This is a genomic window from Pseudoalteromonas sp. TAP-3C (genome assembly GCF_059888565.1).
Genome location: NZ_JCBFEM010000002.1, coordinates 610121 through 633252 on the forward strand (window position 1 = coordinate 610121; position 23132 = coordinate 633252).

At 39.9% G+C, this 23132-nt stretch carries 18 protein-coding genes; 11 read left to right on the top strand and 7 right to left on the bottom strand.

Annotated elements, in window-relative coordinates; genetic code table 11:
* Nucleotides 1–9: 9 nt before the first annotated feature.
* Genes AC6H44_RS18615 through AC6H44_RS18635 form a run of 5 tightly spaced genes read right to left on the bottom strand, consistent with a single transcriptional unit; the run spans nucleotide 10 to nucleotide 9086 of the window.
* Nucleotides 10–2508, bottom strand: coding sequence for a glycogen/starch/alpha-glucan phosphorylase (locus AC6H44_RS18615; protein ID WP_500738741.1), 2499 nt, complete (start codon nucleotides 2506–2508; stop codon nucleotides 10–12).
* Nucleotides 2501–4564: a glycogen debranching protein GlgX gene (gene glgX, locus AC6H44_RS18620; protein WP_500738743.1), complete on the bottom strand. Its 2064-nt coding sequence runs from the start codon at nucleotides 4562–4564 to the stop codon at nucleotides 2501–2503. The genes AC6H44_RS18615 and glgX overlap by 8 nt, the downstream gene beginning before the upstream one ends.
* Nucleotides 4557–6779 carry a 1,4-alpha-glucan branching protein GlgB gene (glgB, locus tag AC6H44_RS18625; RefSeq protein WP_500738744.1) on the bottom strand — a complete coding sequence of 741 codons (2223 nt, stop codon included), beginning with the start codon at nucleotides 6777–6779 and terminating at the stop codon, nucleotides 4557–4559. The genes glgX and glgB overlap by 8 nt, the downstream gene beginning before the upstream one ends.
* Nucleotides 6780–8774 carry a 4-alpha-glucanotransferase gene (malQ, locus tag AC6H44_RS18630; RefSeq protein WP_500738746.1) on the bottom strand — a complete coding sequence of 665 codons (1995 nt, stop codon included), beginning with the start codon at nucleotides 8772–8774 and terminating at the stop codon, nucleotides 6780–6782.
* A 9-nt stretch (nucleotides 8775–8783) separates the two neighbouring features.
* Nucleotides 8784–9086, bottom strand: a complete 303-nt coding sequence (locus AC6H44_RS18635; RefSeq protein WP_500738747.1) for an isoamylase early set domain-containing protein — start codon at nucleotides 9084–9086, stop codon at nucleotides 8784–8786.
* A gap of 249 nt (nucleotides 9087–9335) precedes the next feature.
* Between AC6H44_RS18635 and AC6H44_RS18640 the strand changes: the two genes are divergently transcribed.
* Complete coding sequence (locus AC6H44_RS18640) at nucleotides 9336–10244, top strand: hypothetical protein (protein WP_500738749.1); 909 nt, start codon at nucleotides 9336–9338, stop codon at nucleotides 10242–10244.
* A 14-nt stretch (nucleotides 10245–10258) separates the two neighbouring features.
* Here the strand turns inward: AC6H44_RS18640 and AC6H44_RS18645 are convergent, their stop codons facing one another.
* Complete coding sequence (locus AC6H44_RS18645) at nucleotides 10259–10687, bottom strand: Lrp/AsnC family transcriptional regulator (RefSeq protein ID WP_500738751.1); 429 nt, start codon at nucleotides 10685–10687, stop codon at nucleotides 10259–10261.
* Between the two features lie 187 nt (nucleotides 10688–10874).
* Here AC6H44_RS18645 and AC6H44_RS18650 point away from each other — a divergent pair, with 187 nt between their 5' ends.
* From AC6H44_RS18650 to AC6H44_RS18665, 4 genes are all read left to right on the top strand, one after another.
* Entirely contained in the window at nucleotides 10875–12080 is a 1206-nt protein-coding gene (locus AC6H44_RS18650) for an aspartate aminotransferase family protein (RefSeq protein ID WP_500738752.1), read from the top strand.
* 80 nt (nucleotides 12081–12160) lie between these two features.
* Nucleotides 12161–13195, top strand: coding sequence for an arginine N-succinyltransferase (gene astA, locus AC6H44_RS18655; RefSeq protein WP_500738754.1), 1035 nt, complete (start codon nucleotides 12161–12163; stop codon nucleotides 13193–13195).
* A gap of 8 nt (nucleotides 13196–13203) precedes the next feature.
* A complete protein-coding gene (gene astD / locus AC6H44_RS18660) occupies nucleotides 13204–14670 on the top strand; it encodes a succinylglutamate-semialdehyde dehydrogenase (RefSeq protein WP_500738755.1) in 1467 nt (488 codons plus the stop codon).
* A 28-nt stretch (nucleotides 14671–14698) separates the two neighbouring features.
* Nucleotides 14699–15502 (top strand): DUF1338 domain-containing protein, encoded by an 804-nt coding sequence (locus AC6H44_RS18665; RefSeq protein ID WP_500738756.1) that lies wholly within the window; start codon nucleotides 14699–14701, stop codon nucleotides 15500–15502.
* 103 nt (nucleotides 15503–15605) lie between these two features.
* Here AC6H44_RS18665 and AC6H44_RS18670 read toward each other — a convergent pair whose 3' ends face one another.
* The gene (locus AC6H44_RS18670) at nucleotides 15606–16886 is read right to left on the bottom strand and encodes a flavohemoglobin expression-modulating QEGLA motif protein (protein ID WP_500738758.1); all 1281 of its coding nucleotides are present in this window, start codon (nucleotides 16884–16886) and stop codon (nucleotides 15606–15608) included.
* Nucleotides 16887–17033: 147 nt separating this feature from the next.
* Between AC6H44_RS18670 and AC6H44_RS18675 the strand changes: the two genes are divergently transcribed.
* The 6 genes from AC6H44_RS18675 (at nucleotide 17034) to AC6H44_RS18700 (ending at nucleotide 23124) form a co-directional block, all read left to right on the top strand.
* On the top strand, nucleotides 17034–17291 hold the full coding sequence (locus AC6H44_RS18675) for a DUF3081 domain-containing protein (protein WP_500738760.1): 258 nt from the start codon (nucleotides 17034–17036) through the stop codon (nucleotides 17289–17291).
* The gene (locus tag AC6H44_RS18680) at nucleotides 17291–17593 is read left to right on the top strand and encodes a hypothetical protein (RefSeq protein WP_500738761.1); all 303 of its coding nucleotides are present in this window, start codon (nucleotides 17291–17293) and stop codon (nucleotides 17591–17593) included. Before AC6H44_RS18675 ends, AC6H44_RS18680 begins: the two co-directional genes overlap by 1 nt.
* A gap of 436 nt (nucleotides 17594–18029) precedes the next feature.
* Entirely contained in the window at nucleotides 18030–18605 is a 576-nt protein-coding gene (gene betI, locus AC6H44_RS18685) for a transcriptional regulator BetI (RefSeq protein WP_500738763.1), read from the top strand.
* Nucleotide 18606: 1 nt separating this feature from the next.
* A complete protein-coding gene (gene betB / locus AC6H44_RS18690; protein ID WP_500738764.1) occupies nucleotides 18607–20070 on the top strand; it encodes a betaine-aldehyde dehydrogenase in 1464 nt (487 codons plus the stop codon).
* Nucleotides 20071–20079: 9 nt separating this feature from the next.
* Nucleotides 20080–21747, top strand: coding sequence for a choline dehydrogenase (gene betA / locus AC6H44_RS18695; RefSeq protein WP_500738765.1), 1668 nt, complete (start codon nucleotides 20080–20082; stop codon nucleotides 21745–21747).
* Between the two features lie 159 nt (nucleotides 21748–21906).
* Complete coding sequence (locus AC6H44_RS18700) at nucleotides 21907–23124, top strand: BCCT family transporter (RefSeq protein ID WP_500738766.1); 1218 nt, start codon at nucleotides 21907–21909, stop codon at nucleotides 23122–23124.
* Nucleotides 23125–23132: the final 8 nt, after the last annotated feature.

A 23132-nucleotide genomic window follows, 5' to 3' on the forward strand; every position in this document is an offset into this window, starting at 1 on the left:
TGTTTGGGGTTAACTTTGCTGTATAGTGTTTGATGGCTCTAAATGCCAAATATCTTCACAATATTGGCTGATCGTTCTGTCACTTGAAAATAAGCCGCTGGCAGCAGTATTTAAAATACTCATTTGCGTCCAATAGGTTTGATCTGCATAGGCTTTATCCACTTCGCGCTGTGCAGCAATGTAGCTGACAAAGTCGTGCGCGGTTAGCCATGGATCATTGTTACTTTTAATTGCATTAATAACATCATCAAATAAGCATGGCTCGCATAAATTAAAATGACCACTTTCAAGAAGGTGCATCACATTATTCAAATCTGAATTGTTAGCAATGACTTCTTTTGGATTGTACTGTGCTTTTATTTCTTCAATCTGCTGCGCCTGTGCGCCGAACAAGAAAAAATTATCAGCACCAACAGCATCACGTATCTCTATGTTTGCGCCATCTAAAGTACCAATGGTCAAGGCACCGTTCATCATAAACTTCATATTTCCGGTGCCAGATGCTTCTTTACCAGCCGTCGATATCTGCTCAGATAAATCCGTCGCCGGGCAAATAGTTTCCATTGCGGACACATTATAATTAGGCAAAAAAGCGACCCTTAAAAAGGGGGATACCTGTGGGTCTTTATTAATTACTTCAGCAACGTTATTAATGAGTTTAATTATTTTCTTTGCCATGTAATAACCTGGCGCGGCTTTTCCACCGAATAAAACACAGCGTGGAGCCAAGCCTTGTGTGTCACCCCGGCGAATGCGCTCATACAAATGAATAACATGTAACACGTTAAGTAACTGGCGTTTATATTCATGTATGCGTTTTACTTGCACATCAAACATCATATTTACATCAAATTCTACGCCACATGCTTGCTTAACTAAATCGACTAATCGTTGTTTGTTTTGCTGTTTTGCTTGTTGCCATTTGACGTGAAACTGTGAATCGTCAAAGTAACGCCGTAACTGAGCAATTTGTGAAAAATCACCTATCCAACCCTTGCCTATTTTTTCACTAATTATATGACTTAAACTTCGATTACAATAGGCAAGCCAACGCCGCGGAGTAACGCCATTAGTTTTATTGTTAAATTTATCAGGCCACAGCGCGTAAAAATCTTTAAACAAACCGGCCGTCAATAACTGTGTATGCAGTGCTGCCACGCCGTTGACTGAGTAGCTACCGACAATGGCTAAAAAAGCCATGCGTATTTGTGGCTCTGAACCCTCTTCAATTAATGATAAGTCGCGCTGTTTTTGTACATCTCCCGGCCACTGCATCGCTACCTCAGCTAAAAAACGAGCATTAATTTCATAAATAATCTCTAAAATACGCGGTAGTAATTTAGCAAATAACGACACCGACCACTTCTCAAGAGCCTCGGGCAGTAAAGTATGATTTGTATAAGCCATAGTTTTAGTCGTAATACGCCAGGCGTTATCCCAATCCAGTTCATAATCGTCAATTAAAATACGCATCAGCTCAGCAACCGCTATGCTTGGGTGTGTATCATTTAACTGAAATACATGATATTGAGCGAACTCTGTAAAATTTTTGCCGTTTTGCTCAATCCATTGTTCAAGTACATCTTGAATACTTGCCGATGATAAAAAATATTGTTGGCGTAATCGCAATTCTTTGCCATTTTCACTGCTGTCATTGGGGTACAACACCATGGTGATTTGCTCAGCAAGGTTTTTTTGTGCAACCGCTTCTGAATAACTTCCGGCGTTAAATTCGGCTAAATTAAACTCATCTGTCGCCTCGGATTTCCATAGCCTTAAGGTATTAACAACATTATTTTTGTAGCCCGGAATGGGAACGTCATAGGGTACTGCCAATACGTCTTGCGAGCTTACCCATTGACGATGCTCACGGCCATATTTATCCGTGTAGGCTTGTACATAACCAGAAAATTTAATCCGCTTAGCTTGCTCTGGTGCACTTAGCTCCCAGGGGTGTCCCTCTCGCAACCAATTATCCGGTTGCTCAATCTGATTCCCCTCTTTTATCGACTGATTAAACATGCCATATTCATAGCGAATACCGTAACCGACCACTGGCAGCGCTAAACTGGCACAGCTATCTAAAAAGCAAGCCGCTAAACGCCCTAACCCGCCATTTCCTAAACCGGCATCATGTTCGGCTTGTTGAACACTTTCCAGCTCAGTGCAGTAGGCTTGTAAAGCTAAAGACACTTGCGACTCTAAATCAAGATTTAAAACCGCATTGCCTAAGGCACGTCCCATTAAAAACTCCAGCGATAAATAAGCTGTTTTACGGCGTTTTTGTTGTTTTATTTGTTGATTGGTTTCGCGACAACGTGCCACTAATCGGTCTCTGATTGTCAGTGCCAGCGCATGATATAAATAAAGGTGCGATTTACCCACCACATCACGGCCTAAAGTGTAATAAAAATGCCGAGTCAAATCGTCATTTAAGGTACTTTCATCTATTACAGGGCCTGCTTGCCAGCCTTTTACTACACACATTTGCTCATCTTGTTTAGTCATAATCATCGCCTTCTAAGTTGGCACTAAAAACCCAGCTACTTTGTGCTGTTATATCCACATTAGCACCTTCTTTAACAAAAGAAGAAGCATTGTTTACACTTGATAAAACCAGTTCCCAGGGCGCATCGAAGGGTGATTTTGGTAATTCACACACTACCAACGCTTTACTAGAATTAAGGATAATAAGAAGAGCATGTTTACTCTGTTTGTCTAACAAGCTGTACATTAAAAATTGTCGTGTATCTTCATGCCAGTGTGCTTCATCCATTTTTTTACCGTTTTCGGTGAACCATTTAACGGTAAAGCGCTCATCAATATCATTTAAAAATACACTGTGTTTAAACGCACTATGCGCACGTCTAATTTTTAAAACATCATCAATAAATTGAATCAAAGAGTGATTAAATTGTGAGTCTTTCCATGCAAGCCAACTTGTGCGATTATTTTGACAATAAGCATTATTATTACCGCCTTGCGAGTGTGCCATTTCACTGCCGGAGGCAATCATGGGCACGCCTTTGGAAAGCAATAAGGTAAGTAAAAAGTTTTTTTGTTGCTGTAGGCGCAAGCTTACTATTTCAGCATCGCTAGTAAATCCCTCTACGCCACAGTTAAACGAATAATTAGCGCTGTGCCCATCTTGGTTGTTTTCACCATTGGCCTGATTGTGTTTATGCTCGTAACTGACTAAATCGGCTAATGTAAATCCATCATGACTGGTAATAAAGTTTATGCTATTTAATGGTCCCCGTTCACTGTGTTCAAAAATATCAAATGAGCCGTGTAAACGTTTAGCCACAACACTTATAATTCCTTGTTCTCCTTGCCAAAAACGCTTGATAACATCACGATACTGATCATTCCATTCTCGCCAAGGGGATGGAAAAGCGCCTAGCTGATAGCCTCCAGGGCCTATATCCCAAGGCTCGCTAATGAGCTTTACTTTATTAAGAATAGGATCTTGGGCTATTGCTTGTAAAAAAGTATGCGAAGAACTAAAGCCTGTACTTGAACGCGCTAAAATAGTGGCCAAATCAAATCGAAAACCATCTACCCCCATCACTTCCACCCAATAACGTAAGCTGTCTAAAACCAGCTGTAACGTTTTTGGGTGATCAATATTTAAGGTATTACCACAACCTGTATCGTTAATGTAAACATTTGGCTGACCGTTAATAGTACGATAATAAGTAAGGTTGTCGAGCCCACGCAAAGATAAAATAGGCCCATCACAGCCCCCCTCTGCGGTATGGTTATAAACAACATCTAAAATAACTTCGATATCGGCGCGGTGTAACTCGCTTACCATTTGTTTAAATTCAGTTATGTCGTCATTTACTAAATAGTCTTTATGAGGCGTAAAAAAGTTAAGCGTGTTGTACCCCCAATAGTTTTGTAAACCTTTAGTAACTAAAAACTGTTCACTAATAAACGCTTGCACAGGCAAAAGCTCAACCGCTGTTACCCCAAGACTTTTTAAATGTTCGATAAAGTTCGGGTGGCTTAAACCTAAAAATTTACCTTGTAACGCTTTGGGGATTTTGGGGTGACTACAGGTAGCTCCTTTGACATGGCACTCATAAATAATGGTATTTGTCCACGTATGCTGCGGTTTTGTATTCGTATATGCAACCGTTGCAGTGACTTTAGATTTAGGCATATCAATAGCGTTATTTACGTTACTTTTTATGCCAATGGGCATTTGTCCGTAATGACGTTCACTCCAAGTAAACTCACTAAATAGGTCTTTTCCATAAGGGTCAATTAACAGTTTATTTTCATTGAAAAAAAGGCCTTTTTCTGGATTGTATTCACCATCGACTCTAAAGCCATATAATGCACCCACGTTAAGTGGTGAAACATGCACACTCCACACACCACCTTCATTGATATTCATGGCTATTTTTAAAATTTCTGTGTGACCACTTTTATCAAATAAACACACATACGCTTGACTTGCTTTAGGGGCATAAAGTGAAAAATTAACGCCCCCATTTTGCGCACTAGAACCCAAAGGTAAAGGCGCCCCATGAGTAACCTCAAAGCAATTACTCATGACTCACCTTTTGAATATACAGTGTCGTTAATCCGCCAATAGCTATATTAATACTCTGCTTATAACCATGACTAGCGTGAGGTGTTGCTGCTATTAACTGCGCCTTGTCATTGGCAATTGAATAACCAGATCCATAAAACTGACGATCATCAGTGTTTAACACCACTTTATATTTTCCTTCGCTGGGTACCCCTATACGATAGTTTTGATAGCCCACAGGGGTAAAGTTTGCCAAAATAACCATAAAATCTTGAGCATTTTTTGCGTAACGAATAAAGCTTAAGATACTTTGCTCGTCGTTATTGTTATCTATCCATGAAAACCCTGTGGCACAGGTATCAAGTTCATATAACGCAGGATGGGATTTATATACATGGTTGAGTCGTTTAATACTTTGCTGAATACCCTGATGGCTTTGGTGTTCAAGTAAATGCCAATCAAGAGAATGGTCATGATCCCACTCTTTACGTTGAGCGAACTCAGATCCCATAAATAATAATTTTTTACCCGGATGAGCCCACATAAAAGCGTAATAAGCTCGCAAATTGGCAAACTGTTGCCAATCATCACCGGGCATTTTATTGAGTAACGATCCCTTACCGTGTACCACTTCGTCATGACTAAGTGGCAAAATATAATTTTCACTAAATGCATATACCATGGAGAATGTCATTTTATGGTGATGGTATTTTCTAAATAACGGATCCTGCTGCATATAATGCAAACTGTCGTTCATCCACCCCATATTCCATTTATAACCAAAGCCTAAACCATTGTGCTCAACACTTTGGGTAACCCCAGGCCAAGCCGTTGACTCCTCTGCAATCATCATAATGCCAGGATTATTTTTATAACTGCGGATATTTACTTGTTTTAGGCACTCTATTGCCCCTAAGTTTTCTCGACCACCATAACAATTAGCAACCCATTGCCCTTCTTTGCGACTGTAATCAAGGTAAAGCATTGACGCCACCGCATCCACGCGCAAACCATCTACACCAAATTGGCTAAGCCAATACATAGCATTAGATATTAAGAAACTTTTTACCTCAGGGCGGTCGTAATTATAAATATAGGTATTCCAATCAGGATGAAATCCTTGACGCATATCTGCATGTTCATATAAATGAGTGCCATCAAAGCGATGTAAGCCATGCGGATCGCTCGGAAAGTGCCCAGGTACCCAATCAAGTAATATGCCTATGTTGGCGCTATGACATTGCTCGACTAAGTATTTAAAGCTGTTGTAATCACCAAAGCGGCTAGTCGGTGCAAACAGCCCAACGGGTTGATAGCCCCATGAGCCATCAAACGGGTATTCACTTATGGGCATAAGTTGTAGGTGAGTAAATCCCATTTCAATAACGTAACTAACAAGCTTATCAGCAAGTTCAGTATAACTTAAGTAACGGTTGTGCTCACCGCGCTGCCATGAGCCTAAATGAACTTCATAAATACTAATAGCAGCATCAATATGGTTACGTTTTTGCCGATTTACAACGGCTTGCTCAGTGAGCGTTATAGCCGCTGGTTTGTACTGCAATATACTGGCAGTGCCGGGCGCTTGCTGCATTTTAAATGCAAAAGGGTCGGCTTTTTCGAGCACTTCGCCACTAAGCGTAATGATGGAGTATTTATAACACATGTCTGCGCTAAGACCCGGTATAAATAATTCCCAGACACCACAGGCCGGATGAAATCGCATAAAATGACGATTAGCCTGCCAAAAATTAAATTCACCAATAACGGATACGCTAGCAGCATTAGGGGCCCAAACACAAAAACGAACACCATCAATACCTTGCTGCGTACTAAAGTGGGCGCCTAAGTGTGTGTGCGCGTGCTCAAGGCTGCCTTCATTAAATAAGTACATCGCTTCTTTATCAAGCGTACTATTAAAACCATATTCATCGTAAAATGTAACATGACTGTTTTCATAGCTAGCATGACATTGGTAAACGCTGCTAGGCATGCTTGGTAACTTAACAATAAATAAATCGCTTTGTTTATAGCGAAGTGCATTAAATATACGATCATTAACTTGCACGGATAAGCTAAGTGCAGCAGGTAAATAAACTCGAATTTCTATCCCACTGTCGGTTTGATGCGCACCTAAAAAACTAAAGGGGTCTTTGAATCGCCCAGCATTTAATGCCTTTACTTGCGTGTCATAGTCAGCTAAGTGTGGTGCTCTACTTTTCTCAGCATGATTCATTTAAGCATTCCTTATTGAGCTAATAGCTGCCAAAAGGCTGGCATTATTGGTAAAAACAGTATCACTGGTATGAGTAAGTACACGTCGCCAATTTGGATATTCCTTATCAGTACCGGGAATATTCACAGGGTATTTTTGCTGATCTAAATCATCAATCTGTAATGCAAATAAGCGTGATGGAGAGTTTGCTAAACATAAAGCCAATGCACTATAAACATCAACGGCCTCGCTACTAATTAACAATTCAACATCAAAACTCGAGCCTTTAATAAAACGAAGCAGTTTTTGTTTTTCTTCGAGGCGTTGCAAAACTAGCTGCTGATATTGACTCTCATCAATCAATCCATAATGCTGTTTAATCATTAAGTCATCATGTTGCCACCAGCCAAAAAATGGCGGCACATCGTGATTAGCAATCATCAGCAAGCAATGCTCGGCGAGAGCATCTCGGTCAATAAATTCATCATTTGATTGTTTTTCGAAATAAAATAAGCTGTTTGAAAATATACCACTACTGGCTAACGCTTCTTTTACCTCAGGTGGCACAACCCCTAAATCTTCACCTATGACTACGGTTTTATTAAGCTGTGATTCTATTTTTAAAATTGCCAACAAGTGTTCAAATGGATAATAAACGTAACAACCATCTTGCTGATTGTCGTTAATAAAGCACCACCATAATCGCCGTATTGCCATAACATGATCAATACGAAGGCCTCCCACTGTTTGCATGTTGGCACGAATAAGAGAACGATAAAAGTGATAGTTATTGTCTGCCAAGCGCAGTGGATTTATAGCGGGCAACCCCCAGTCTTGACCATTTTGAGCCCATGGATCTGGCGGCGCACCCACACTGGCATATTGACTAAACAAGGCGTCTTGAAATGCATACTCGCTGCCTTCACTGCTACACCCTACAGCGAGATCATTAATTAACCCTATCGCCATTCCTTGCGCTATACACTGCTGTTGGCACATTAGTAACTGGCTATGAGCTTGCCATTGTAAATAGCATTCAAATGGCGTGTTATCACTCGCTAACATCGCCAGGACATCCGCATGCTGTTTACAAAACACAGAAAACTCATGTTTTCGGGCAGCACTGCCGTGCTGCAAAAAGTGTTCAAAAAGTAATTTAAACGCTGTGTATTTATGCTTCGTTACCTGCTCATAATCAATAAACTCGACACTATCCACATCGTGTATTTTTGTCGATTGCGTGCGCATAAAATCAGCAAGCGCGCTATTATTGAGACGCTCTTGAGATAAGTTAATCGCTATATAAATCGGGTTTAATAATGCACGGTTATTAGGGCTATATGGGCTAGCACGTTGCGCATTATCAGCAAACAATAAATGTAAGGGGTTAAGTAAAATGTAATCCATATTTTGCTGAGCGCAAAGTGTTGCTAACTCATATAAGTCATTAAAATCGCCTATTCCAAATCCCGCTTTATTTCTTAAAGTATACAGCTGAATTGATAAACCAAAGCGTTTAGTATTACTTATTTGATAAGCTTGCTCAGGCACGGACCAAATTTGGGTATGAACTACTTGCTCGCCCATACTCACAACAGCATCGTAATAGCCTGTGGGCAACAATGGCAACGAAAGCGCAATTTCAATATAACGCAAGCCATCAATATAATACTCGCCAAGTACATCACAATATGCTGGTTGATCAAACTGCAACGCTATACTTAGCTCCGCTACTTCAAGGTTTATGCTGTTGTGAAGATCGCTTTGTTTAAGGCGTACCTTGAGTACATTGTTTGGCTGCTCAACTAAGCTGATCGCGGGTACTAGCGTTAACCAAGTGCCAGCATCGAGCTTAGTATTCAATGTTTTGATTAATGCAGCATCTGTGGTATCAATATTACAACATTGCAACGCACGATTGCGGGTCTGCTCGCTAAAAACAACGTGCTCCCCCGTATAGCTTGTGTACTCATACCCTATTCCATGCAAATAAAGTAACTGCGATAATGCATCCATTCACTAACCTTAATTAATACGTTGTGTATTTACTATGCTATTTTCTGAACCAAAGTTATTGGCGATATATCCATCTGCATTATGATCGTTATCCCATAGCTGACCGTTGATCAAATAACGAAAATGAAATTCCTTATCGACAGGCAAACGCTGCTTACACTTAAAAACACCCCGTTTTTTATTGTGCTTCATTGGCACAGGTTGCCAATTATTAAATTCACCTAACAAGCAAACGTCATCGGCATCAGGGTGGGAAAACTCAAACGTTACTTCTGCTTCATTTTTTGTTTTAAAAAAACGTTTATTCAACATAATAGGCTCCAACTAAACCAAAAGGGTTATTCATCTTTGCCACAGGCCAAACAGCTTAAAAGGCGATGTGGAATCCATTCATTCACATAAAAAACAGCTTTAAAGTTAATCAACACGTTGTTTACGCATTATGACAGTGCGCTATTTATTTTTTTATTACTACATAAAAACTATAAAATCCTTTAGCTTAGCAACACCATCAGCGATAATACGCAATTACTTTGCAAATACGATAAACATTCAAAGACTATGTTGAAAAAAAGTATTCTTATTCTCTTAGCACTCGTTTTTATCACTATCACAGCGGTTGTTACTAGCTCAATTTATACACTATACAGTAAAAAAATAGTTTCTGTAGACCCTAAATTAAAAGAAATTTCTGGCATCGAATTCGATAAATATAAACGGCTTTGGGCAATAAATGACAGTGGTGATGAACCTAAGCTATATCGATTAAATAACGACGGGTCTATCGCTAAAGAAATTTTGGTGACCAATGCAAAAAATATTGATTGGGAAGATATGACTCAAAATAAATTCGGTCATTTCTTTTTAGGTGACTTTGGTAACAATAATAATCTTCGTAAGTGGCTGACAATTTATAAAATAGAAAACCCCATTGATATAAAAACCAATGCCACTGAAGCTGAAATAATTAAGTTCACTTACCCAGAATTAGATGGCAGCCCTATACAACCTGATCAACGCAATTATGATTTAGAGGCTTTTGTGGCGCTGGGTCGACATTTATATTTATTCACTAAAAATCGCACTGAGCCATTTGATGGTATTACTAATGTTTATAAGGTAGGTGATTATGCAGCGAACTTTGATGCACAACTGATAGATTCATTTAAAACTTGCACCACCTTGGAAAAGCTATGTTGGATCACCTCAGCGGCGCTCAGTCCTAATAGAAAAAAACTCGCATTATTAGATTCAACCAGTATTTGGCTATTTGAAAACTTTAAAGGGGATAAGTTTTTTTCAGGCGACGTTTTTAAAATTGACCTTGGTATTGTCACCCAAAAAGAAGCCATTACTTTTTATGATGATAATACCATCGCTTTTACCGATGAAGAGTTTAAAGGCATTGGCGGTAACGTGTATTTTATAAATCTAAACCAAGTTACAAAAGTTAAAGTGCAACGAAACTAAGTCGTTAGCTTAAATTAACGCTTAAATTTGGTTTCTAAAATAACCGATGAACGCGTGCGCTCTACCCCATCTAAGTTACCTATGTCATCAAGCAAATGACTCAACTTTTCTAAGTTTTGCGCTTGTACAATCGCGATTAAGTCAAATTCGCCGCTAATCGCATACAACTGAGAAATAGCATCAATTTGCTTTAATTCAATATTGGTTTTAGTGGCAAGCTTTTGTTTCACTTTTATTGATACATGCGCCGAGACTAAGCTATTTAAAAAGTCATCACCAAAGTCAACGCTATAGCCTTTAATGACCCCACTTTGCTCTAACTTAAGCATACGGCTTTGCACCGTTGAACGAGATAAATTTAAATGCCTTGCCAAGTCAGAAATGCTAGCACGGGCGTTCATTTTTAATACTGACAGCAGTTTTTCGTCTTGGGGAGTTATCATAATGCTAAATATGTTCGTTAATTTGGTTATTATTCTAATCATTTTTCACAAAATAGCACTGCAAATTTCATTCACAACCTTTGATAATACAATAAACGAGTAAAACACAATATATTGCTGAATCATCCTGACCTTATTGTTTTTTTTTCAGCAAAGTATTTTTTATGTGATTAATTTAGGTGTAAAAATGCAAGTAACCAGAGATTTATTTAACGACGTAATGGTCCCTAATTACAACCCTTCAGCGGTTGTTCCGGTTCGTGGTGAAGGCTCACGTGTGTGGGATCAGAACAATAACGAATTTATCGATTTTGCCGGTGGTATTGCGGTTAATTGTTTAGGCCATTGCCACCCTGCATTAGTAGCTGCACTTAAAGAGCAAGGCGAGAAAATTTGGCACTTAGCAAATGTAATGACTAATGAGCCAGCGCTTCGCTTAGCTAAAAAAATGGTTGATGCCACGTTTGCTGAGAAAGTTTACTTTGCAAACTCAGGGGCAGAAGCAAACGAAGCGGCATTAAAATTAGCGCGTCGCTTTGCGCTGGATAAATTTGGTGCTGAAAAGTCTAAAATAATCGCCTTTAACAAAGGTTTTCACGGCCGTACATTTTTCACTGTTACAGTGGGTGGCCAAGCCGCTTATTCTGATGGTTTTGGTCCAAAGCCTGCTGATATTGTTCATTGTGACTACAATGATATTGCCGCCTTTGAAGCCCTTATTGACGATAATACTTGTGCGGTAATGATGGAGCCATTACAAGGTGAAGGCGGTATTGTGCCACCGACAACTGAGTTTGCACAAAAAGTAAGACAGCTGTGTACTAAACATAATGCACTGCTTATTTTTGATGAAGTGCAAACCGGTGTTGGCCGTACAGGTCATTTATACGCATATGAAGGCCTAGATGTTATTCCTGATATCTTAACTACGGCTAAAGCCTTAGGGGGCGGTTTTCCAATTGGCGCTATGATCACCACCACTGAAATTGCTGCACACCTAAAAGTAGGCACGCATGGCTCTACTTACGGTGGTAACCCGTTAGCGTGCGCCGTTGCAGAAGCGGCGTTTGATACCGTTAATACCCCTGCGGTTTTAGATGGCGTAAAAGAGCGTGAACAAATCTTCCGTGATGGTTTAAATGCAATTAATGAAAAATACCATGTCTTTAGCGAAGTCCGTGGTAAAGGTTTACTGATTGGCGCAGTATTGAATGAAAAGTTTGCAGGCCGAGCTCGTGACTTTTTAGTAGCAAGTGCCAATAACGGCTTAATGAACTTAGTTGCTGGCATGGACGTTATTCGTTTTACTCCTTCATTAGTGATCCCATTTGAGGATATTAAAGAAGGCTTAACTCGCTTTGAAAAAGCAGTAAGCGACGTAGTAAACGGTTAATCACTAAGTAAAACATATAAAGTCCGGTGGTAAATAAATGCCTACTTCAGGGCATTATATGTTGTTGGAGCAAGTAGTTAATGCAAGTATTACGTCCTATTACTGTCAACGATTTTGCCGCACTTAAAGAGATTGCTATTGAGTCTGGCCATGGCTTTACCTCTTTACCTGTCGATGATGGGCAACTACAAGAAAAAATTGAACGTGCGCAAAACAGTTTTACTAAACATGTAGATAAGCCCATCGACGAAAGCTATCTATTTGTTTTAGAAGACAGTGAAACCGGCAAAGTCATTGGTACTACCGCCATAGAAGCCGCTGTTGGGTTATCTGTGCCTTTATATCATTACCACCTAGGTAAAACCGTTCATCACTCACCTACTTTAAACGTTTACAATACTGTTGATATTTTGAGTATGTGTAATGACTACACTGGCTGCTCAGAAATATGTACTTTATTTTTACGTGAAAACAGCAGAAAAGGCCTAACAGGGCGGTTTTTATCACGTTCACGCTTTTTATTTATGGCTCAGCACAGTGAACGCTTTGCCGACACGGTCATTGCTGAAATGCGTGGTGTTAGCGATGAAAATGGTCACTCACCATTTTGGCAGTGGTTGCAGGAACACTTTTTTAGCATTGAATTCCCACAAGCCGATCATTTAGTGGGCTTAGGCGATAAAGTGTTTATTAGCGAGTTAATGCCTAAATACCCAATTTATGTGAATTTACTGAGTAAAAAAGCACAGGCGGTGATTGGTCATGTGCATGATAAAACCAAACCCGCACTTAAGTTGCTTGAAAAAGAAGGCTTTGAACACCGAGGCTACGTTGATTTATTTGACGCAGGCCCCACTGTAGAGGCAAAGCTAGGTAATATTCGCAGTATTCGTGATTCACAGGTGTGCCCCATTACTATTGGCAAGCTTGAACATATTAACGAGCAAAGCTCAGACACCTTGGCTATTTGTAATCAAGGGGTGAGTGATTTTAGAGCCACATTCACAAAACATGCTCATTATAATCAGGCAAAGCACACCTTAGTTATCAGCCAAGAAGTGGCTGATGCACTTCATTTAAAACAAGGAGATGCAGCGCGATTTTTCCGCCTGTAACATTATTTATGAACACACAACTCATTAATAACCAATGGCACGCAGGCCAAGGCCCTGCTTTTAATTCTATTAATCCAAGTAATGGTGACATTGTTTGGCAAGGTAATAGCGCCAACCCAGAGCAAGTTGACCGTGCGGTTAAAGCAGCAAGAGCTGCGCAAATTCAATGGGCAGAGATGCCAATTGAGCAACGAATTACTATTTTAGAAAACTTTGTTGCCCAGCTAAAAGACCATAGCGAAGAATTTGCCAGTATTATTGCCCGTGAAACAGGTAAACCGCTATGGGAAACACGCACAGAAGTAGGCGCGATGACAGGCAAAGTGGCCATCTCAATTCGTGCTTACAATGAACGTACAGGCACAACTGAAAATCCAATGCCTGGCGCAAAAGCCTTTATTCGCCACAAACCGCATGGTGTAGTGGCTATTTTTGGCCCGTACAACTTCCCAGGTCACTTACCAAACGGCCATATTGTACCGGCAATTTTAGCCGGTAACACCGTGGTGTTTAAACCATCAGAATTAACTCCTCATGTCGCTCAATTTACCTTAGAATTATGGCTAAAAGCAGGCTTACCAGCAGGGGTTATTAACCTTGTTCAAGGTGAACTAGAAACAGGTAAAGCGCTGGCCTCACACCAAGATATAGATGGCCTATTTTTTACTGGTAGCTCAAACACAGGGCATTTATTACATAAACAATTTGCAGGCCACCCAGGTAAAATTTTAGCCCTTGAAATGGGCGGTAATAACCCACTCGTAGTTAAAGATGTTGCCGATGTAAGCGCCGCTGTGCACGATATAATTCAATCGGGTTTTATTACTTCGGGCCAGCGTTGTACCTGTGCACGCCGTTTATTTATTGAAAAATCAGCCAATGGCGATGCTATTTTAGAAAAGCTGATCAGCGCCACTAAAAATATCCTTGTAGACGATAGCTTTGCAAGCGATCAACCATTTATGGGCGCGATGATCAGCGAAAAAGCCGCCTTAGGCATGGTTGCGGCGCAAGCTGAGCTAGTTAAACAAGGTGCAGAGGTACTTGTTGAGCTTAAACAGTTAAAACCAGGCACTGGGTTTGTAAGCCCAGGTATTATTGATGTCACTAATATTAACGAAATCGCCGATGAAGAACACTTTGGCCCGCTAATTAAAGTATATCGTTACACTGATTTTGATAGCGCTATAAACGAGGCTAACAACACCCGCTTTGGTTTATCTGCTGGTTTACTTGGCGACAGTGAAGATGATTACAACCACTTTTTAAAACGCATTCGTGCCGGTATTGTTAACTGGAACCGCCCTACTACCGGCGCATCAAGCGCAGCGCCATTTGGTGGTATAGGTGCCAGTGGCAATCATAGAGCCAGTGCTTATTATGCAGCAGATTACTGCGCATACCCTGTAGCCTCTGTAGAAGCAGAAAAAGTGAATTTACCGCAAACCCTCGCGCCGGGCTTAATAATTGAATAATAATTTTAACCAAATTTAAGGATTTACCATGCATACCGATGTAAACACATTATTTGATAACCTCTGGCAAAACTACCTAACCGTAACGCCATCTGCTGATAAAATTCATGACCTATTAGGCTCAACGCAAAAAGACGACATAATTAACGATCATATTGCGTTGCGTACTTTTAATATCGAAAAAGTAGGCCTTGAAAAACTGGCTGCGCACTTTTTAGCTATTGGCTATAAAGAATGTGGTGAGTATCATTTTGAAGCAAAAAAACTCTACGCTAAACATTATGAACACAGCGATCCAAATCAACCTAAAGTGTTTATTTCTGAGTTGTTAGTTGAAAAATGTTCAACTGAGCTACAAGCCATTGTTACTGATATGGTCGCGCAAATTGACGAAAGCGCAGTGACTGCCGATAACTTTTTATATTCAGGAACACACTGGCAAGTAAGCACTGATACTTACAAAAAGCTATTAGCAGAGAGCGAATATGCGGCGTGGATGTCTGCGTGGGGTTACCGTGCTAATCACTTTACTGTGAACATTAATACCTTGGCTAAGTTTGATAACATCCATGATGTAAATCAAGCATTAAAAGATGCAGGCTTTGCACTTAATACCTCAGGGGGTGAAGTAAAAGGCTCGCCAGAGGTGTTATTAGAGCAATCATCCACGCTGGCTGATGAATACGCTGTCACCTTTAGCGATGGCGATATGCGTATCCCTAGCTGCTTTTACGAGTTTGCTATTCGTTACCCAAAACCCGATGGGGAAATTTACACCGGCTTTGTAGCTGCCTCTGCGGATAAAATATTTGAAAGCACCAACGCAAGATAACAAATAGTTTGCTGAAAAAGCCCATTTTTGGGCTTTTTTTGTCGCTAATTTAGCCTAAATCCATTTTTTATGGATAAAATTAAAACAACTCTATTTTTAAAAACTATAAAAACAGTGGTTTATAGTCATTTTCTAACTGCTCAAACGATAAGTCGCCAATAAATCGACCAAAACTGAGCCAGGTTGCAAGCCCTCTTAAATCTTTAAAATGTGGCGGCACAAATTGTGGATTTTCAATCACACCTAAGTCGTGTAACTGCGATATTAACCTGAAGTCATCAATGGATATTTTACCTACCAGCAATAATGGCAACTGATCAATCCGACCTAGCTGTATTGCCACCCTAATTAGGTTATAAACTAATACAAAGCCTTTTATATAAGCAATGTCTTTGGTAAATGGTAAACCGGTTGCGGTACTGCCTCTAAATACGCGTTGTGCAAGGGTATAGCTGTCGTCTTTTGATAACCCTTGTGCCACATAATCTCGGTAAATATCGATAAACTCAGCGCCATCAATTACTTTCGTCACCGCTTGAATACGGTTTACTAATTTTGATAAACGCCTAGGTGTAGATTTAAGCGTAATAATTTCCGTCAGTACCGCAAGCCCCTCTTGAGTCACCGTAGAGCTGGGAGTGCCTTTACTCAAGCAGGTTAAATAAGGCTGCGCTAAACCATTTTGCGTCGTGCCTACATGTATCCATCCTTCGTGCACCTCTAAAATATCAAGTTCTCGCTGAGAAAACTTAACATCTTGATTAAGTTTAATATTATTCGCACCAGCAGCGGCATCACTGACAATACCATCGCTAAGCATCACCTCAACATTAATACCTTGCATGCTAGCATTAACCTGCTCAGATAAAATACGCACCGCATCACTGGCATCAATATTTTTAGGATCTTCAGGTAGAATATTTGCATCAAGCAAGCTTTTTAGTGGCTGTTCAAGCATATTAGCCAGTTCAGACAGCGAGGGCTCGCCAGCATGAAACAGATCTTTAGGGTGACCAAATAACTCCACCGATAAATCATGAAATTCAGCCGTCCCCCGGTACTCGAGCATGTTTAGTACCGTTTTATATTCGCTACACATTTTCCCCATATACTGAGTGATGGGATTTAATTGGCCTAATTGATTAATAATATTTCGATGCAGTGTTGAAAAGGCTTGGCGCAACTCGCTGGGAACAAATCCCAAATCACGTTGCTGATAATAAGCACGATCAATTAACGGATTTTTTTGACATTTTTGCCTAAAAAACGCTTCTTTTGTCTGTTTATCCCAATTAATCGCATCGAGTATTCTAATCGGTGTTTGCAGCGCAATGAGTTGATCAGATAATTCTCGAGTTTTTATAAGTAACGCTTTGTCTATCATGGTAAAAGCTCAACAAAAAATGAACGATCAGCATAATTTATAAATTCAAAAATAACAAAGTAATATCATACTTTTTAGACTATTGCTTTTATGATGATCGGCCCTCATCTCTACAGCGTACTAGTGTGTAAATCTAAGGTGTAAATTATGAAAAATGAAATCGACAATAAACAAATATTAGCGGTATATGAACGTATTCAACAACGTGGGGAAGCCACAGAGAAAGGTAAGTTTTATCAAGGTATAACTGCATTTTCTGATATAGACGGTTACACGGTGTATTTACAAGGCAGCGGGGTTTTATTGCGCTTTGGCTTTCATAATACCTATCACCTTGATTATGAACATGACAAACACAAAGACGACTTTTTGAAAAAACTTTACAACATAGCTAATGAAGAGTAATGCGAGCACCAAACAGACGAAATAGACCAACAAGTTCGCGTAACTTACACTTTATCCACCAAGTTATTGCGCAATTAAAGGCAGACCCTAAAAAATTACAGCTAATTAAAAATAACCTTGCTTATTACCGCGCGCAAACATATTTAAAGCGCGGTTTTTTATTGGCAATAGAACGTTTTGATTGGGTGTTTGAAGCCACCGATAATATCGATGAAATATGCGCTCAAATTATGGCCGATGATTACATTGGCAATCGCTTAAGACGTTATCCGTTATTATTTAAAGGCGTTGTTGAAAGCTAAACAGCGCCCTTATTTACTTCGCTGTTGCGTTAACATTTATTTAAATTAATCTCTTATTTCCAAATCTAAATCATTTTTTAATCGAACTTCTCACAAATTCGCTTTGCCGCATTTAAAGCAACTTGCCTGCAAAAAATACAATTAGTACTCTAATAGTTATCATGCTAGTAAATAAATCATCAAAATCCAATAAAATTTGTAAACAAATAATTACACCATAAGGGTAAGTACAGAAAATACATATAACTATTTGTTTTAATTGATTTTTTATAAAGTAACACGTTGTTAATATTACGTTATTTTAGAGCGATTTAATTAATCATTTGTCCACATTTTGCGCTGTGATAATTTACACAAGCCTTGAATTGTTAGAGCTATTACCTTAAGCTTCTCTTTATTGAACGATCAATTAATAAAAAATATGCCTAAAGTTGGAATGGAACCTGTAAGACGTCAGCAGTTAATTGACGCAACTATAGAGTCAGTTGCTCAAAAAGGCTTACAGGCGACTACAATTAATAGTATTAGTAAAAATGCGGGAATGTCATCCGGCATCATAAGTCATTACTTTGGTGGAAAACAGGGGCTAATTGAAGCAACTGTGCGCTACTTACTTTCTAACTTGAAAGAAGACTTAATTAGCCGAGTTGATGAAAATACCACACCCACTCAAAGATTAATGTTTATTGTTGAATCAAACTTTGCACTAGTACAACAACGAAAAGACACCACGCGAACGTGGTTAAGCTTTTGGGCGCAATCGATGCACGATAGTGAACTTCACCGTTTACAAAATGTAAACAGCAAACGTTTACAAAGCAATTTAACCGTTTCTTTAAAGCAACTAATGCCGTTAACGCAAGCAACGCTCGCGGCTGAATTAACCGCAGCAATGATCGATGGCTTATGGCTACGTGCCGTGTTAAGCCAATCGGACGAAAATCAGTTTAAACACAGTGAATTACTGGCTAAAAACTATGTGCATTCACTTATCAAGCAATATGGAGCCTAACGTGACTACACCTATCTATCAAAACTTTATCAATGGTCAATTCCTTGCAAACAAAAGCGGCGAAACATTTGATGTAGTGAATCCTGCAACCGGCCAAGTAATTTATGCCGTTGAAATCGCAGACGAGTCTATTCAAAACGCAGCGATTGAAAGTGCAAAACAAGGCTTTAAAGTGTGGTCGACGATGACCCCGATTGAGCGCAGCCGTATTTTATTAAACGCTGTGGCTATTTTACGCCAGCGCAATGATGAGCTTGCACTCGTCGAAGTGCTTGATACTGGTAAACCAATGCAAGAAGCAAACTGCGTGGATGTTGAAACAGGCGCAGATGTTATTGAATATTTTGCAGGCCTTGCACCTGCCCAAGTGGGTCAACAACAAATGGTTGGCGATGACTTTTACTATACCCGTAAAGAGCCATTAGGTATTTGCGCGGGTATTGGGGCATGGAACTACCCACTACAAATAGCATGTTGGAAGTCAGGCCCTGCGCTTGCCGCGGGAAATGCGTTTATTTTTAAACCGTCTGAAGAAACGCCGCTTGGCGCAATCAAACTCGCTGAAGTATTTATTGAAGCGGGTGTACCGGCTGGCGTATTTAATGTAGTACAAGGCGCAGCTGAAGTAGGCCAATGGCTTACTGCACATAAAGATATAGAAAAAGTATCGTTCACCGGCGAAGTAGGTACTGGTAAAAAAGTAGTGGCCAGTGCTGCGGGCACATTAAAAGACGTGACCATGGAGCTCGGTGGTAAATCACCATTGCTCGTATTTGATGATGCTGACATTTCTCAAGCTGTCAGTGCTGCAATGTTAGGTAATTTTTACACTCAAGGTGAAATTTGCACTAACTGTACCCGTATTTATGTGCACAAAAATGTGTACCAGCAATTTATCGACGAGCTTAAAACGCGCACCGAAAATAATATTATTGCTGGTGATCCACAGGATTTAAACACCAACTTTGGCGCGCTTATTTCTAAAAAGCATCAAGACTTAGTAATGAGCTACATCAATAAAGGCCTTGAAGAAGGAGCCACATTGTTAACGGGTGGGTCAACACTTGCACCACAATCGGCGCCTAATGGCTATTTTGTAGCACCCACAGTGTTTATTGATTGCAACGATGAAATGACCATCGTTAAAGAAGAGATTTTTGGCCCCGTAATGAGCGTTTTAGTGTTTGATGATGAAGACGATGTCATTGCTCGCGCAAACGGCACTCACTTAGGTTTAGCGGCTGGCGTATTTACCCGCGATATTAAACGCGCTCATCGCGTTATTCATCAGCTACAAGCGGGGATTTGTTGGATCAATGCTTACGGTAACTCGCCAGCAGAAATGCCTGTAGGTGGCTATAAGCAATCGGGTATTGGCCGCGAAAACGGCATACAAACACTTGATCATTACACCCAGACTAAATCTATTTATGTAGGTATGGCTGATATTGAGAGCCCGTTTTAAGGAATCATTATGAACCACTCTTTTGATTATATAATTGTTGGTGCAGGCTCTGCTGGCTGTGTGTTAGCAAATCGTTTGTCTGAGAATTCAAGTAACAGCGTATTACTACTTGAAACGGGCGGCAGCGATAAGAGCATTTTTATAAAAATGCCCACTGCCCTGTCAATTCCTATGAATACCGATAAGTTTGCGTGGCAATTTCATACACAACCTGAGCCGCATTTAAATAACCGTGAAATGCATTGTCCACGCGGTAAAGTGCTTGGCGGCTCATCATCAATTAATGGCATGGTGTATGTACGTGGCCACGCTAAAGATTTTGATGAATGGCAACAGCACGGTGCCAATGGCTGGGATTATCAAGCCTGCTTACCGTATTTTAAAAAAGCAGAAAGCTTTTATTTGGGTGAAAACAGCCATCGTGGTGGCAAAGGCCCACTAGGTGTTAATAACGGCAATAATATGGAAAACCCGTTATATAGTGCATTTATTGATGCCGGTGCGCAGGCAGGTTACGCCACTACAGATGATTATAATAGCGCTCAACAAGAAGGCTTTGGCCCTATGCACATGACCGTTAAAAACGGTGTGCGCAGCTCTGCTTCTCGTGAGTATTTAGACCCTATTAAACACCGTAGCAACCTAACAATTGTAACCGATGCACTTGCCCAACGCGTTATTTTAGAGAATAAAAAAACAACTGGCGTTGAATATAAACTCAACGGCGCGGTTAAAACGGCACAAGCCAATAAAGAGGTTATTTTAAGTGCAGGCTCTATCGGCTCACCGCATCTATTACAGCTCTCAGGTATTGGCGATAAACACGCGCTTGAAAAAGCAGGCGTTGAAGTAAAGCATCATTTACCGGGTGTCGGCCAAAACTTACAAGATCACTTAGAGTTTTACTTTCAATACAAATGTAAACAACCCATTACCTTAAACGGTAAGCTAGGTGTGTTTTCAAAAGGTTTGATTGGCGCTAAATGGTTGCTTACTCGTAAAGGCTTAGGCTCAACCAATCACTTTGAATCATGTGCCTTTATTCGCTCAAAACCTGGGGTTGAATGGCCAGATATTCAGTATCACTTTTTACCTGCGGCAATGCGTTACGATGGCCGCAGTGCGTTTGCTGGGCACGGTTTTCAAGTTCACGTAGGCCATAACAAACCTAAAAGTCGAGGCAGTGTCACTATTGCATCAGCAGATCCAACGCAGCCACCAAAAATTGTGTTTAATTACCTTGAGCACCAAGACGACATTGAAGGCTTTAGAGCCTGTGTACGTTTGACTCGGGAAATTATTGAACAGTCGGCATTTGATAAATTTCGTGGTGAAGAAATTCAACCAGGGCAACAAATTCAAACTGATGAACAAATAGATACGTTTGTGCGTCAAGCTGTTGAAAGTGCTTACCACCCTTCTTGCTCTTGTAAAATGGGGGAAGATGACATGGCGGTGGTTAACTCACATACCCAAGTGCATGGCGTACAAAGCTTACGTGTAGTCGACTCGTCTATTTTTCCAACCATACCAAATGGTAATTTGAATGCACCGACTATAATGGTGGCCGAAAAAGCCGCGGATATTATTTTAGGTAACAACCCTTTAATTAACACAGACGTTGATGTTGTTAATGCCACAGCTTGGCAAACGACACAACGAAATAAAACTCTTTAAATTAAGCCTGTTTAAAGACTTTTTTCCAATAGGATAAAAAGTCTTTATGCGCCTTGCAGTGGCTCACATACATAAATAGGTTATGTGTGTGTTTGTGCAAGAAAAATATAAAAAATGGAGTATGTATGCATTACTTTTATTCATTCTGGGAGGGCGATAATGACTATTTGGCTTAATGCTGGCATTATTTTCACCTTACTTGCCATAGTGACTATTTTAATAAAATGGGGCAATGTACGTGTTGTAGGCGTCACACCAGTGAGAACATTCACTTTTATAGCGATCCTGTTTACCTCGGGCCTAGACGTTGGCCTTATCATGTTTCCTTTAACCGAATTTGCCGGTTATGCAGACATAAACGCAAGCCCAGAATATGCATTTGCCAACCCACTCTCAATAGAGTTTGGTTATTGGGGATTTTTAATTTGGGGATTTTATTTTCTTACGTGCTTTTATTTCTGTGTAATAGAACCTAAAGTGAAATTTTTTGAGATCCCTTGGGTTAAGTTTTTAAACAACGTTGTAATTATAGGTACCTGTGCGTTTACCGCTTACTTATTATTGACTAACCTACCCTGGTATTTACCTGAACTCGGTGATGGCTCAAGTGTCGTTCCTCTGTTTTACTTAATTGTATTGGCAGCCATTTGTTTTGCGGTGTATTCAAGTACTGATATTAAGTATGTACGCTTTTTAAGTATTGCGACTACGTGGTTGTTTTTAGCACTAATTGGCTTTATGTGGGCTGATGCCTTCTTATTTGGCGACAGTGAACTCTCTGCATTTACTAAAAATATAGGGATGATAGGTAATTACTTTACCAATATTAATGAATTTATTTTACCGCTTAACGATTATCATGAGTTCTACCTATTTTGGTGGTTTGCATGGAGTATCATGATTGGTCAATTTACTTCGCGTTTTGTTGGCGGCTTAAAAACCTATCAAGTATTAGCAGCTATGTTGATTTTCCCATCAATTCCAATTGCTATCTGGTTTAGTGTGTTATACCACTATCACGAAGCCGGTATACCCACCCAAGGCATTAAAAACTTTGCAATGGTATTTGTTGGCGTCGTGTTTGTTATTAACTCTCTCGATTCACTGATCCGCCTATACACAGATAACTTAAACTTAACTGTAAAACGTTTAGGTAAATTTAAATACATTGCTGGCAATATTGTCGCTTTATCACTTTTAACCCTATTATTTAAATTAGAGTTTTTACAGATACAGTGGGTAGGTGCTCTTGTCATTGGATTATTCTTTATTTGTGCCGGTTTTATTAGCTATAGCAAATTTAAAACCGTGAATGACATTGATAGTTCACCCAAAGCAAACAAAATTGATTACACAAAAATTGAAACCGTTCATTAAGGATCAAC